The following is a 13,304-nucleotide window of genomic DNA, read 5'->3' on the forward strand; positions in this document are numbered from 1 at the left end:
GAATCGCTGTTCCTGTCGAATTCGCATATAGGTGGACGCTCTACAGATGGGTGAACTTGCCAGTAAAGCTGTGTTCAGTTTAGGTCCATAAAAAGCGCTTTAACGGATGTCGGCGATCTTCAGCAAACGTTTTTAATGCGCCCAAGCAGGTTCTTTGCTTCACTCATATTGCATTGCACGAGTTGAACATAAATGCCGTCGAATATCTCGCCTTGTTGTGCGACGATGGGCATGTCGAAGTAATCTGGTCGCTGGATCAGACCACCCGCAAGTTCGATATCAACTGATCGGAACATGACGGGCCGCCCTTCGTGCCCCCGCCATCGAAAGGGTTCGGATCCACGGTGATTGACCAGATGGCGGGCTCCGTTTTTGGCCGCCAATGTTCACCGAGACTACGCACCCACGACCACCATAATACGGCCACGAAGTTTTGCGATACAGGAAGCATTGGACGAGGAACATGCCGGCAATGAAACCGCTTTGGATGGAGCTGCTGGCACTGCATGCCATGGTCGGGCTGTCTGTGATCCTGTGGTCACTCTTGGACACCTATATGCCGGCGGTCTCGAGAAGTCGCATTGGTCCTGGGATGGTCCTGGGCCTTGTGGGCGTCATGACGATGGCTATGGCGGTAGAGGTGCTGCCTGGAATTCGAATCGATTTGCGTCACGCCCTGATCGCAGCAGGTGGACTGGTGTTCGGTCCCGTGTCAGGCTTGATAACCGGCGCTATTTCGAGTGCAGTGCGGATCAGCTACGGGGGTGCCGGTGTTCTGGCCGGCCTAACTGGTATTGCATCGTCAACATTTCTCGGAGGTGCGGCGAACCTTGCATTGAAAGGCCGCATACCAGATCTTCAGCAGTGTATCGTTTTCGCGGCTGTCGTGGGGCTCGGCGCTCTGACAAGTCTTCTGCTCGTTCCGAGCGAAGTGCGGGGCACGATCTTCCAACAATCGTGGCTCCCGCTCCTGACCCTGACATTTACAAGCACCCTGTTTACCTCCTACTTCTTCTCAATCGAGCGTGCGAGATACGTCGAGTTTCAGAACCTTTCGCTTTACCGCAAGATGGTCGATGCGCTTCCGGATTGCTTGAACGTCAAGGATCTCGACGGCAGATTCATCATCGCGAACAAAGCGACCGCAGACCTCATGAAGGCGCGGGACGCATCGGATCTCATAGGAAAAACAGATTTTGATTTCTATCCCCATGCCGTTGCGGCAGGATACCGGGATGACGAGACCGCCGTCCTAAAAGGAACCGGTGCTCAGCGGTTGGAGCAGATGGTCGATTTCAAGGACGGAAAGATCGGGTGGCTAGAGACAGTCAAGGTTCCGATCAGAAGCGAGGCCGGCGCCTTGACCGGATTGATTTCCTACAATCGCGATATAACCGATATCCATGCATCGAACGAATTGAAGGCGCAGTTCGTGTCCACGATAAGTCACGAAATACGCACGCCACTGACATCCATCTGTGGCTCGTTGCGACTGATTGCGGAGGCTTTTCCCGACGAACTGCCACCCAAGGCAGTTCGACTAATTGCGGTTGCTGACCGCAATGCGCGGCATCTCAACGAGCTGATCGACAATCTGCTCGTCTCCGAGAAACTCGACGCCGGGCAGACAGACTTTTCGCCTGAGATTTTGGATATGACCCGGCTCGCGAAAGATGCGGTCGAAAGCATGAAGCACTACTTGCCGCATAAGGATCTGTCCTGGGCTATGTCGCACTCGGCCGAGGACACAAAAATCCATGTTCACCCGCTTCGGCTGCAACAGGTGCTGCTCAACCTTTTGTCCAACGCAGCCAAATTCTCTCCGGCTAAAGGTATCATCGAAGTCGATATTTTACAGATCGATGGTATGGTTCGCCTTATCGTGCGTGACGCGGGTCCTGGCGTGCAACCTGACTTCGAAGCCTCATTGTTCAGTCGGTTCCGTCAGGAAGAGGCAACCGCGCGGGTCAACAAGGCTGGTGGAACGGGCCTTGGACTCAGTTTGGCAAAATCTTTTGTTGAACACATGTCCGGCAGCATCTCCTATCGAAGGCTGAACGATAAGACTGAATTTTGCGTCGAATTTCCGTCCCTGTCTGACAGTCATGAATTGAAGGGGCATTTGGCCCCAAATCGGTTATCAGCATCGGATCCGGCATTCGGTGCAGGCGCGGCCTGACCCCAGCGTTCAACTGACGTTGATCAGCGGGTCTGTGGCTGCGGCAGATGGAATGCTACCTTTTGCCGGACAAGGGCGTTTAAAGCCAGACACCCTAAGAGGACGTATAAATGTTTGACTGGATATCCGGCTTCATAGACGCGGTCGGGCTGGCCGGAATCGCACTCTTGATGTTCATCGAGAATGTTTTTCCGCCGATTCCGTCCGAATTGATCATGCCTTTGGCAGGGTTCAATGCGGCGAGTGGTGAACACAATCTTTTTGCCGTCATCACAGCAGGGTCAGCAGGATCGTTGGCCGGTGCCGTCTTGTGGTATTGGGTCGGTATGCGTATCGGCACCGACCGGCTGAAACGCCTTGCCCGGCGCCATGGCCGATGGCTGACAATCTCACCCGACGAAATTGATCAGTCGAATGCGTGGTTCAAGCGACACGGCGGCATGGCCGTTATGGTGGGTCGGCTGATTCCGACGGTGCGCACATTTATCTCCGTTCCGGCGGGCGTGTCAGAAATGTCATTTTTGAAGTTTTTGACCTATTCGACTGTTGGCACTGTCGCCTGGACCAGCTTTCTGACCTTGGCGGGCTACTGGTTGCAGTCTCAATACGAAAAGGTCTCGGCTTGGATGAACCCGGTATCAACCAGTGTCGTTATACTGATCTTAGCGTGGTATCTTTGGCGCGTCGCAACCTACCGTCGTCGCGTGCCAAAAGAGGGCAGCACTCAGTGATTCAGTCGATTACTATATAAATTTACGGGAAACTTCGGCAGATTTTTGGCAGATTTACCGCTAGTTCGACATCAAGCTGCCGTCGCGCGATGTTTGCTCACGCCTTGAGATCTTGGCATGTAGCACCGTAGTTAAGAGAAATTTTGCTATTCATGAATCATAAACGATGTATATTTTGAGGCATGATGTTGAGCTCGACAAGCCATCCCGTTCTGACCCGTGAGTTGCGGCTAGGATGGGCACGTGCTGTGCGCGCTGATATAAGTCCACATTCAGATGCCCGAATTCGGCGTGCTTGTCGTATCTTCCTCTCTGAGGGGGGTGCTCAAGATTGGTGTGATCGAAGCTGGGCTACCGAGATGCTGAAGGTCTTGTCGCCCGAGAGGGGGGAGCCAGCGTGAGCCGAAAGCGGCTGCTTCCGAGCTTGTTTACTGGTGCGGCGCCAATCGCGCCCACGTCGTCGCTCGGGCCGCCGCTTTGATACGACTTGTTACGTGTGACCTGCATCGTTGTCCGACCGAGATATTTGACCTAGTGTCGGCACATGTCTTTCACACGTGTCATACCGCCACGCTCATAGACACCCGCATCGCGGGTGGCTTTGACCTGCGCGGATGACCTGAAATCAACCCCCCCAGGACCCATCGCCGCCTACGTGAGCCTCCATCACGACCAGGAAGAGCACATGGTCAACTGGTATACGGCCGACCCCCACTTCGGGCCCGAGAACATTATTAAATTCTGCAAACGCCCGTTTCACAGCACAGCGCACATGGGGAAGGTCCTGCTGGGCAATCTGCAGGCCTGCGTCGGGGATGATGATGATCTCTGGATTCTCGGCGATCTGGTGGTAGGCCCCCGCGCCAAGAGCCGTCATTTTCTGCACAGCCTCTTCGGCCTGCTGCCCAACCGCCGCAGACATCTGGTCACCGGCAATCACGACAAGGAACTGGTTCTCTCATTGCCTTGGGACACGGTGACGCCGCTGGCCGAAGTGCGGGACGGGCCGAAGAACCAGAACTACACCCTGTGCCACTACCCGATGCTCACCTGGAACCACGTGCGCCGCGATGCGCTCATGATGTTCTGCCACGTGCATGACAACTGGCCGGGGTACCGGAACTGCGTGAACGTCGGGGTGGACCTCTGGGGCTTCAAACCGGCGCTGTTCGAGGACATCGCGGCGCGGGGGGCGGTGCTCCCCGCCAGGCCACACTGGGCGGCCGTTGAGCCATCATAGCGACAATGGCAGTGGGTGTGCGAGCGTGGCGTTACTGTTCACGATGTAGCGGTTATCTGACAAAGTGCTTCTAACGCTCGTCCCCAGCGCCAAGCGCATCAGAAAATTTTGCACCAACTTGGCGCCGAATTCAATCATCATGGCCACACCAAGCGGCCTTTCCATCTGCAAAAAGGGAAGCGGTCGAAACAAGAAAGCACGGCCATGTCCCACCAGTTGGTGTAAGAGGCCGCGCGCGGAGCCTCTGGCGTATGTTCAGGGGATTTCCACCCGCTCGGTCGATGATCTTGTGAGGGCCATGGGCGCGAACGGCATGTGCGTCAGCCGCCTGTGTGCTGAGATTAATGACCAGGTGAACGCTTTCCTGACCCGGCCGCTGGAAGGAGCCTTGGCCCTACCTCTGGCTGGATGCCACCTACCTCAAGGTGCGTTAGGGCGGGCGGATCGTCAGCCGTGCCGAGGATTGCCGGCGTGTGCCCGTGAGCGACGACGGTGGGGCCACGCATATGGGCATCAGCATCCTCCCGGTCGCAGCCCCCGGTCCAAGTCAGGAACTCATTCCGGACTGTTGACCAGTGCATGTCATTGCGCAACCTGTCCCGCGCGAGGAAAGCCTCACGGTCGGTATGAGGGTCAAGGCCCGCATGGACGAAGAGTAGATCGCCAATCGTCAGGTGAGCAGGTGCCGACCTAATCCCGACGATCCAGTCCGCCGGAAATGCTGTCCTGAGGTCGCTAAGGACTTCATCCCAAGGACGCGAACTCCAATTCGGATCAACCTCATCCATGACGGTTCGTCCGCCGTTCTAAAGCCACAGTGCCGGGTCGCAACGGTCCAGCACGTCCACCAGCGCGAGCTCGTGATTGCCAGGCAGCATCACGACGCGGTCAGCCCGGATCAAAGGCCCTGCTGCCAATGCCGTGCGCACGGCGCCAATACTATCCGCGCCGCGGTCGATCAGGTCACCGAGGAAGATCAGGACGCGTTCCGTGCCGAGTGCTTTCGGCTGGCCACCGATCTCGCGCAGGACACCACGCAGCACAGCTGCTTGGCCATGCACGTCGCCGATAGCGAAGATCTCTGTGCTGAAACCGATCTGGCCCGGCAGATGGCGCGCGCCCAGCGATGCGGTCGTCGTTGCCACGTTGTCTGACATGAGCGTTTCTCCGACCTCAATGGGGCCGAGATCCATCCTGCTGATCTTGTCCGGTATTGGCCAGATGCTTACCTTTGGTTCACCGACACTGAATCTGCACCTGTCGCACGCCAAGGGGCGGCACGATCCCGTGCCGCCCCTTGATCCGTCTTGTGCTGCTGCTGTTACACTCAGTGATGATGCTCGGGAAGATCCTTGAGCTGATCCTTGGTCATCAACGAGGTCGCATGCACATCGCCGCTCTCGTCACGCATGAAGTTCAGGCTGGAGACGTCCAGTGCGACCGGCTTTGCGCCGATCCCCAGAAAGCCGCCGACGTCCACGATCACTTGGGCATTGGCACCAGCGCCGTGGAGGTGCGCGACGCTCCCGATCTTGCTGTCATCGGGTCCGTAGACAGTGGCACCGTCCAGGTTGGCTTCCGTCAGCTCGTCCGACCGCAGTGGAATATGCTTGGAATGGTCCATGATATTGCTCGCTTTCGTTATTGCTTCATTGGGTGATGAACCCCGTGGTCGCGGGCGATGTTCCAATAAACCGCCGTTGCTACGCGGATCAGCGGAGAAGCGTCCGCCTGACAAGGTTGCCGGCGGCGGCAAATGCGCATGCAGCTTGGTGTGCGATAGAACTGACCATCATGAGCTTCGTGGTGGGCTTTCATGCCCTACCGTCGCGCGTCACTTATTGCCGTCGATCCACTTCGACATCAGGCCCTTGTCGCGGAAGCATTCGTCCGGCACAGCACGCCGCTTGATCCGTGCGAGCTTCTCCGCAAAAGCGACCTGCTTCGAGCTTGGCCGGGGATCGTTGTTTGCGGCCGGTGCCAGTAAGGTCTGCTTTTCGATCCAGGCGCTAAGCGTGCGGCGATCCTGCTGGACGTTCCATGGCAGGAGGGTGCGGTTACGATCTGCAAGGGACCGTGCGTAGGCAAGCTGGCGCGGTGTGGCGGGCAAGGTAAAGGCTGATGTTTCCATGACAGAACTCCAACGATGACTGGAGTTCAGATATAGAACATAACAAGAACACAATCAAGATTCACTTGCCGCGGGCAAAGGCTTACCTGATTTCCGCGGAGAAGAATGGCTTGATCAAAAGCTGTGCGAGCGCGTTACGTATCGGCCACCGCGTATGCGTGGCCAGCGAGGATCGCTATACTCAGTCCGGCATGTCGATCGACTTGTGAACTGGTTGGTTTGGCAGAGCGTCGAATGGCACTGTCAAAAAATCAGGTGTTGACGCGCCCTCAACGCTCTATCCTCGGATACATGTGCAACCTCTATTCCAACACGATGGCCAAGGACGCAATGCGACAGCTCTTCGCGGTCGACGCAGGCCATGACGATCTCGGCAATGCGGAGCCGCTGACCGCCATTTTCCCGAAGGGCCTGTCACCGATCGTAGGTGCGAACGCCGACGGCACACGCTGGCTGCAGACGGCGCACTGGGGTTTCGTCATGCCGCAGGTCTCCAAGAAGACAGGCAAGCCGATCCGGCCGAAGGCCGTGAACAACGCTCGCGACGACAAGCTGCGCACTTTACGCTTCTGGACGAAGAGTTTCGAGGAGTGGCGCTGTGATGAGCGACAACCATCTTGGCCGGTGCCGACAACCACCTTGGCCGGTGGGGCTGAACGGAGGACGGGCATGCCCGTCCGGAGGGCAGCCCCACCGGCCTGATTGATATTTTGGGAGTAGGTGCTGGTCGCTGCGGGTTGGTAAGCCGGAATCCTCTGCGTTCATACGGAGGAGCCGGTTTGGCCTACAAACCCATCACCGACCAGCAATTGAGATTATACATGACCGACCTACAAAACCACAGTCAGCGCACATCGGCCGCCCGCGCCAGGTTCAGCGAGCGGAGCGCCAGGCGTTTCGATGCGGACCCGACCCCGCCTTCGCAGCGCAAGATCGTTCACGGACGCGCATTGGCCGATCCCCTTGAAGGCTATTGGGAGACCGACCTTCTGCCGCTGCTTCTGACCGACAGCGCGTTACAGGCGGTCACCCTGCTGCGCCATCTTCAAAGCGAGCATCCTCGGGCCTTCCCTGATGATCGTGTCCGCCGCACCCTGGAGCGGCGGGTGCGGCAGTGGCGGGCGCTGAACGGTCCCGAGCGCGACATCATCTTCCGCCAGACACCCGAGCCGGGATACATGGCACAGTCCGACTTAAACCATGCCGAGGAACTGGAGGTGACAATCGCAGGCCAATCGTTCCCGCACCTGCTTTACCACTTCGTCATGGTCTACAGTCGTTGGGAGCATGTCGGCGTGGTTCTTGGCGGGGAAAGCTTCACGGCGCTGGCCGAGAACTTGCAGCAGGCCCTCTGGTCACTCGGCGGTGCGCCGCAAAACCACCGGACTGATAGCCTCTCGGCCGCTTTCCGCAACCTGACCGCCGACCAGCGTAAGGACATGACCAAGCGCTATGATGCGTTCGTCGGCCATTACGGCATGGACGCCAGCCGCAACAATCGCGGTGAGGCCCATGAGAACGGGGCGGTTGAATCGCAAAACTGGCACCTGAAGACGGCCATCAAGCAGGCGCTGATCCTGCGGGGCAGCCGCGACTTTGCCTGCATCGAGGACTACCGGCGTTTCATCGACATGCTGGTGGCGCGGCGCAACCGCCAGCGGGCGGCAGCCGTTCAGGCGGAACGGGCCCACCTGAAGCCTTTGCCGCAGCGGCGCACCACCGACTTCACCGAGATCGTGGTGCCGGTCTCGCGGACTGGCGGTTTCCTGGTCAAGAGCATCTTTTACAGCGCTCCGTCGCAGCTGATCGGGCAACGTCTGCGTGTCCACCTTTACGATGATCGCATCGAGGCGTTTCTCGGCGCCGCCCTGGTCGTCAGCCATCCCCGGGCCCGTGGTCGCGGCGATGGTCACCGCGTCCATGTCATCAACTACCACCATGTCATCCACTCCCTGCGACGCAAACCGCAGGCCCTGTGGAGCTCGATCTATCGCGACAGCCTGTTCCCCCGGACCGAATACGCCGAAGCCTGGAAGGTGCTGCAACGGGACCTGCCAAGACGGGATGCCTGCCGCCGCATGGTCGAACTACTCTTCATCGCCCATGAGCAAGCCTGCGAGGCGGAACTGGCGCATCTGCTGGCGGCTGACCTTTATGCGGGCCAGGTGCCGGACACCAAGGCCCTGGCTTCACGGCTGGCGCCAAGGCTCATGACGATGCTCAAGGATGTGGCTGTCGCCCACCCATCGCTGGCCAGCTTCGACGCTCTGCTGGGGGCAAGCGCATGACTGTCCGCGAGGTCGACATCCACACGCTGCCCAGCATGCTGACCGCGCTGCGGCTGCCCAGTTTCCAAAAACTCTGGGCCGAGATCGCCGCGCGCGCCGACACCGAAGGCTGGCCCGCCGCCCGTTTCCTCGCCGTGCTGGCGGAATACGAACTGGCCGAGCGCGACATGCGTCGCATCCGGCGCCATCTGAACGAGTCGCAGCTGCCCGCAGGCAAGATGCTGGCGACCTTCGACTTCAAGGCCCTGCCGACCCTGCCACGCGCCCGGGTGGAGGCTTTGGCGGCCGGCGACTGGCTGGACGGGGGCGGCAACCTGATCGCCATCGGCAATTCCGGCACCGGCAAGACACACATCCTTTGCGCGATCGGTCATGTTCTGATCGAGGCAGGACACCGCGTCTTCTACACCCGGACCAGCGATCTGGTGGAAAGGCTCCAGGCGGCCCGCGGCGATCTCGTCCTCGAGGCCGCACTGGCAAAACTCGACAAGTTCGACCAGATCATCCTCGACGACATCACCTACGCCCACAAGGATCGGGCCGAAACCGGCGTCCTCTTTGAACTGATCGCCCGGCGCTACGAATACCGCAGCATTGCCATCGCGGCCAATCAGCCGTTCAGCGGATGGGATCAGATCTTCCCGGACAAGGCCATCGACCGCCTTGTCCACCAAGCAAGCATCCTCGAGATGAACGCCAAAAGCTTCCGTCAGCGCGCCGCAGCCTCCAACAAGAATGCTCAGGCCGAAACGTCAGCGACAACCAATACCGACAACCAAAACGAAGGAGAAACCTGAGCCAAGACACCAAACCACACACTAACCCCGGTGGCTTCAAAACCGGCCAAGGTGGTTGTCGGTCAAGGACAAGGTGGTTGACGCGCTACAGCGTGAGATGGTCATGAGCTCGATGGTCACCTCGACGCCGAACGCACTGGTCAGGGAGTACCATCTGGACCGGATGCCGGTGATCCTCGATCCCGACGATTACGCGCACTGGCTGACAGGCACACCGGACGAGGCTTTCGCATTACTAAAGGCGGTCCCAGCGGAGCGCAGGGTGATCAATCAGAGCGGCAAAGGGCTGAAGTCGGACCACGGCGGGTTGGACTGATGGCGGAATCCCCGTTCAGTCTACCCTCACTTCCGCACATCCTTTAGACGGTGCACGGGGGCGCTTGCGATGTACTGTCTGGTGCGTTTCGGATCATGAGGCCGATCGCAACCGCTGACCTTCACAATGTGACGCACATAAATGGCGCCCGAAGCCGCCGCTGCTACGGACGAGGCGCTGAGAACGATCTTGAATAGGATCTCGGCGGTTCTCCATCCTGTCATCGTTCAATCGCAGCGTCTGCTCACGTCACTTGATCAAGAAATCGTCTTTCGACTGCCCATTCTCCAGAGCATCCTTCATCCAATCGGGCTGACGGCCACGCCCGGTCCAAGTCTGCTCCGGATTTTCCGGATGGCGATATTTCGGCGGCGACACTGCCTTGCCTTTCTTGGATGCCATTCCTGTCAGTTCGGCGAGAGAGTATCCATTTTCGCGTGCTGCGGCCTCGACTGCCGCAAGCGCAGCCTTGCGCTGTTTACCTTCATAACCATCGATGGCCTTGCCAACATTTTTCTGCAGCTTCTTGAGTTCGTCCAGCGACATGCTGTCCAGATCGATATCGTCCATTGTTATTCCTCGTCTCATTGGCGCAGCAAACCGGGCATCTCGAATTATTTATATACGATTAGCTAGAAATGGAATACATTGCAACGCACCTTGATCTGCTAATTATTTTTGACGTCAAAACTCGAGGACGAGATAAGTCGCATTGGCAGCGTTGTCAGCATGATTTACTTCGAAGCCTAGGTCTGGATGAATGGTCGTGGTAATCCTCCCGTTTTTAACGGGGTGCTACCGTAGAACTTACGCAGCCATTTTCAGTTTCATTGCAGGCGTGATGCCGCCAATACCCATGTTCGGGCGATCGTTGTTGTAAGTCCAGAGCCACTGGGTGGCGAAGTGCTGGGCCTCCTCGATGCTGTTGATGATGTATTGGTCCAGCCATTCGTGCCGGATGGTGCGGTTGTAGCGCTCGATGTAGGCGTTCTGCTGGGGCTGACCGGGCGGGATGTGGGCCAGGGAAATGCCATGTTTCTCAGCCCATTCCAGGAGCGCATGACTGATGTATTCGGGGCCGTTGTCCACGCGGATGGTCTTTGGCTTCCCGCGCCATTCAATGATGTTGTTCAGGCTGCGGATGACCCGCTCTGTCGGAAGGGAGAAATCCACCTCGATCCCCAGACCTTCGCGGTTGAAGTCATCCAGCACGTTTAGCAACCGGAAGGCCCGACCGTCCTCAAGCCGATCGGCCATAAAGTCCGTCGACCAGGTCACATTAGGCCTCTCTGGCACAGCCAGAGCGTCTGGCACGTCCCTCTTCAACCGTTTGCGTGGCTTGATCCGCAGGTTCAGCTCAAGGGCGCAATAGATCCGATAGACGCGTTTGTGGTTCCACGGGTGCCCCTTCACGTTGCGCAGATGCAGGAAACACAGCCCAAATCCCCATGTCTTGCGAGCATCGGTCAGGCCGACCAGAAGGTCAGCGATCAACTCGTTCTCATCGCTCAAAAGTGGGCTGTAGCGATAGCACGTCTCGCTCACACCGAATGCCCGGCAGGCCAAAGTGGACTTGCCCGAAAAATTTGGAGAGCACCAACTGAGGAACCAGGAGGTGTTCTATGGGAAACGCAAACAGACCGACGCCGGAGTTTCGGCGTGAAGCGGTGCGGCTGGCACTGACCAGCGGCCGGACGCGGCGGGAGATCGCGGAGGATCTTGGCATTGGCCTTTCGACGCTGACGCGGTGGCTGAGCCAAGAGCGCGATGCCCGCGAGCCGAGCGAGGCGCCGGTCGACGTGCATGCCGAGCTGAAGCGGCTGCGACGGGAGAATGCGGTCCTGAAGCAGGAGCGCGACATCTTAAAAAAAGCCGCGGCCTTCTTCGCGAAAGAGACAAGTCGATGACCTTCGGCTTCATCGAGGCGGAGAAGGCCAGCTTCCCGATCAGTCGGATGTGCCGTGCCCTGGGCGTCAGCCAGAGCGGCTTCTTCGCGTGGCAGGACCGTCCGGCCTGTCGCCGCCAGCAGCAGGACATGGTCTATCTCGCACACATCCGGACGGCCTTCGCTCTGTCGAACGGCACCTATGGCAGCCCGCGCATGCACCGCGACCTCATCGACGAGGGCCATGAGATCGGGCGGCATCGCACGGCGCGGCTGATGCGCGAGAACCGGTTGATCGCGCGGCAGAAGCGGCGCTTCAAACGCACGACCGACAGTGAACATGCCTGGCCTGTCGCGCCCAATCTCGTGGCGCAGGACTTCGCGGCAGACGGCCCGGACCAGAAGTGGGGGGCCGACATCTCCTACATCTGGATGGCGGAGGGCTGGCTCTACCTCGCCGTCGTGCTCGACCTCTTCTCGCGACGGGTCGTCGGCTGGGCCACGAGTGACCGCCTGAAGCGCGACCTCGTCGTCGAAGCGCTGCGCCGGGCTCTGGTTGCTCGCAACCCTGCGCCGGGGCTGGTCCATCATTCCGACCGCGGATCGCAATACTGCTCTATCGACTACCAGGCGCTGCTCCGCCAACGTGGCATTCTGATCTCGATGAGCGGGCGCGGGAACTGCTACGACAACGCGATGGTCGAAACCTTCTTCAAGACCATCAAGTCCGAACTGGTCTGGCCCGTCGCCTGGCAATCCCGCCAGCAGGCCGAAAACGCCGTCGCCAGATACATCGACGGGTTCTATAACCCCGTCAGGCGTCATTTATCGCTCGGCTTCCAGAGCCCCATCGCCTTCGAGCGAAAGGCCCGGGAAGTGAGCTAAACGCTCTCCACTAAATCCGGGCAAGTCCAGCTTGTGTCCGTAAAGACAACAGTGGAGCCAACGCCAGACGTCGGAAAATAAACCAGATCGATGGCCTGGTCCGGCTCTTCTAGAACAAATCCTCTCTCCAACACCACCTGCTTCAGGTGAGGCTCAATCAGCGCACGATCGTCGCTGGACAGCGTATAGATGAGATTATTTTGGCTCAAGGGGCAGGTCAGACGTCTAACCAAGATACGCTCTCCAATCTGTAAGAGCGCTGGACGTAAGACCGTTTAATAGGCGCCGCCCGGACCTTGCGACGCCCAATAGGGGTACACTAACCATCCCCGGAAGATTATACTACAATTCAAATATGTACGCTTTCGTACCAAGACCGAGATGCGGGATCGTCTGATGATAGGTGGGGGCATCTGCACAAAAATGGATAAATATTGCAATATGTGTAAAAAACTTTCGGTGGTCTGATAACTTTCTGCAGTTACTCCCGTAGCCATCCTGATACGACGGCGTCATAAATCAATGGTGTGTGCGATTTCGTACCAAGATAGGGCTTGGTGTGAACTCATGAATTGGATTATAGGGCTCACGATCTGATAAGCTGGGCCACGCATATCAAAACAATCAAAATGCAGGGCTACTGGCGTTTTTAAAGTCGTAACTGAGCAGCGTCGTTTCTAAAGCCCTCCCAGACATCGTGATCGTGATACACAACGGGCAGCCTACTCAACAGGTCGGAAATATGAGTTTTAGATCGTGACCTGCCCCCCGCAATATCCCTCAGCCTGATGTAGAGTTTGCTCAACCGTGAAGGAGCAGACGAATGAGAAAGAGCCGTTTCACCGAGGCGCA

At 58.3% G+C, this 13,304-nt stretch carries 13 protein-coding genes and 2 pseudogenes; 9 read left to right on the plus strand and 6 right to left on the minus strand.

From position 1 onward, the window contains the following. Positions 1-119: 119 nt before the first annotated feature. Entirely contained in the window at positions 120-296 is a 177-nt protein-coding gene (locus tag BUA54_RS21320; protein ID WP_178352796.1) for a hypothetical protein, read from the minus strand. A gap of 167 nt (positions 297-463) precedes the next feature. Here BUA54_RS21320 and BUA54_RS18995 point away from each other — a divergent pair, with 167 nt between their 5' ends. From BUA54_RS18995 to BUA54_RS21925, 4 genes and pseudogenes are all read left to right on the plus strand, one after another. Then, on the plus strand, positions 464-2,179 hold the full coding sequence (locus tag BUA54_RS18995) for an ATP-binding protein (RefSeq protein ID WP_084114655.1): 1,716 nt from the start codon (positions 464-466) through the stop codon (positions 2,177-2,179). Positions 2,180-2,289: 110 nt separating this feature from the next. Beyond that, on the plus strand, positions 2,290-2,910 hold the full coding sequence (locus tag BUA54_RS19000; RefSeq protein ID WP_072858834.1) for a DedA family protein: 621 nt from the start codon (positions 2,290-2,292) through the stop codon (positions 2,908-2,910). A 685-nt stretch (positions 2,911-3,595) separates the two neighbouring features. Continuing rightward, positions 3,596-4,150: a metallophosphoesterase gene (locus tag BUA54_RS19005; protein ID WP_072858835.1), complete on the plus strand. Its 555-nt coding sequence runs from the start codon at positions 3,596-3,598 to the stop codon at positions 4,148-4,150. A gap of 247 nt (positions 4,151-4,397) precedes the next feature. After that, positions 4,398-4,701: pseudogene (locus BUA54_RS21925) on the plus strand (transposase); the annotation flags it as partial. A gap of 255 nt (positions 4,702-4,956) precedes the next feature. Here the strand turns inward: BUA54_RS21925 and BUA54_RS19015 are convergent. From BUA54_RS19015 to BUA54_RS19025, 3 genes are all read right to left on the minus strand, one after another. Then, positions 4,957-5,343 carry a metallophosphoesterase gene (locus BUA54_RS19015; RefSeq protein ID WP_072858837.1) on the minus strand — a complete coding sequence of 129 codons (387 nt, stop codon included), beginning with the start codon at positions 5,341-5,343 and terminating at the stop codon, positions 4,957-4,959. 134 nt (positions 5,344-5,477) lie between these two features. After that, positions 5,478-5,774 carry a PRC-barrel domain-containing protein gene (locus tag BUA54_RS19020; protein ID WP_072858838.1) on the minus strand — a complete coding sequence of 99 codons (297 nt, stop codon included), beginning with the start codon at positions 5,772-5,774 and terminating at the stop codon, positions 5,478-5,480. A gap of 210 nt (positions 5,775-5,984) precedes the next feature. Then, complete coding sequence (locus tag BUA54_RS19025; protein ID WP_072858839.1) at positions 5,985-6,281, minus strand: hypothetical protein; 297 nt, start codon at positions 6,279-6,281, stop codon at positions 5,985-5,987. A gap of 234 nt (positions 6,282-6,515) precedes the next feature. Between BUA54_RS19025 and BUA54_RS19030 the strand changes: the two genes are divergently transcribed. From BUA54_RS19030 to BUA54_RS19045, 4 genes are all read left to right on the plus strand, one after another. Further along, the gene (locus BUA54_RS19030; protein ID WP_245810806.1) at positions 6,516-6,983 is read left to right on the plus strand and encodes an SOS response-associated peptidase family protein; all 468 of its coding nucleotides are present in this window, start codon (positions 6,516-6,518) and stop codon (positions 6,981-6,983) included. Positions 6,984-7,060: 77 nt separating this feature from the next. After that, a complete protein-coding gene (gene istA / locus BUA54_RS19035) occupies positions 7,061-8,569 on the plus strand; it encodes an IS21 family transposase (protein ID WP_425434989.1) in 1,509 nt (502 codons plus the stop codon). Then, the gene (istB, locus tag BUA54_RS19040) at positions 8,566-9,366 is read left to right on the plus strand and encodes an IS21-like element helper ATPase IstB (protein ID WP_072858840.1); all 801 of its coding nucleotides are present in this window, start codon (positions 8,566-8,568) and stop codon (positions 9,364-9,366) included. The genes istA and istB overlap by 4 nt, the downstream gene beginning before the upstream one ends. Before the next feature lie 73 nt (positions 9,367-9,439). After that, positions 9,440-9,682, plus strand: a complete 243-nt coding sequence (locus BUA54_RS19045; protein ID WP_143155531.1) for an SOS response-associated peptidase family protein — start codon at positions 9,440-9,442, stop codon at positions 9,680-9,682. Between the two features lie 249 nt (positions 9,683-9,931). Here BUA54_RS19045 and BUA54_RS19050 read toward each other — a convergent pair whose 3' ends face one another. Beyond that, entirely contained in the window at positions 9,932-10,252 is a 321-nt protein-coding gene (locus tag BUA54_RS19050; protein ID WP_072858842.1) for an H-NS histone family protein, read from the minus strand. Positions 10,253-10,489: 237 nt separating this feature from the next. Next, a pseudogene (locus BUA54_RS19055) lies at positions 10,490-11,248 on the minus strand (IS3 family transposase); the annotation flags it as partial. Positions 11,249-11,304: 56 nt separating this feature from the next. On the opposite strand from BUA54_RS19055, the gene BUA54_RS19065 reads away from it, so the two are divergent. Further along, positions 11,305-12,452, plus strand: a protein-coding gene (locus tag BUA54_RS19065; RefSeq protein ID WP_425434990.1) for an IS3 family transposase whose coding sequence is annotated in 2 segments (ribosomal slippage) — positions 11,305-11,554 and positions 11,554-12,452 — 1,149 coding nt in all. Because the reading frame shifts where the segments join, the coding sequence is not laid out codon by codon here. Positions 12,453-13,304 lie beyond the last annotated feature (852 nt).

Source organism: Loktanella atrilutea (genome assembly GCF_900128995.1).
GTDB lineage: Bacteria > Pseudomonadota > Alphaproteobacteria > Rhodobacterales > Rhodobacteraceae > Loktanella > Loktanella atrilutea.

Bases quoted from the DNA above. Each gene is read 5' to 3' on its own strand.
- BUA54_RS21320 (WP_178352796.1), bottom strand. From the start codon at position 296: ATGTTCCGATCAGTTGATATCGAACTTGCGGGTGGTCTGATCCAGCGA.
- BUA54_RS18995 (WP_084114655.1), top strand. From the start codon at position 464: ATGCCGGCAATGAAACCGCTTTGGATGGAGCTGCTGGCACTGCATGCC.
- BUA54_RS19000 (WP_072858834.1), top strand. From the start codon at position 2,290: ATGTTTGACTGGATATCCGGCTTCATAGACGCGGTCGGGCTGGCCGGA.
- BUA54_RS19005 (WP_072858835.1), top strand. From the start codon at position 3,596: ATGGTCAACTGGTATACGGCCGACCCCCACTTCGGGCCCGAGAACATT.
- BUA54_RS19015 (WP_072858837.1), bottom strand. From the start codon at position 5,343: ATGGATCTCGGCCCCATTGAGGTCGGAGAAACGCTCATGTCAGACAAC.
- BUA54_RS19020 (WP_072858838.1), bottom strand. From the start codon at position 5,774: ATGGACCATTCCAAGCATATTCCACTGCGGTCGGACGAGCTGACGGAA.
- BUA54_RS19025 (WP_072858839.1), bottom strand. From the start codon at position 6,281: ATGGAAACATCAGCCTTTACCTTGCCCGCCACACCGCGCCAGCTTGCC.
- BUA54_RS19030 (WP_245810806.1), top strand. From the start codon at position 6,516: ATGGCACTGTCAAAAAATCAGGTGTTGACGCGCCCTCAACGCTCTATC.
- istB (WP_072858840.1), top strand. From the start codon at position 8,566: ATGACTGTCCGCGAGGTCGACATCCACACGCTGCCCAGCATGCTGACC.
- BUA54_RS19050 (WP_072858842.1), bottom strand. From the start codon at position 10,252: ATGGACGATATCGATCTGGACAGCATGTCGCTGGACGAACTCAAGAAG.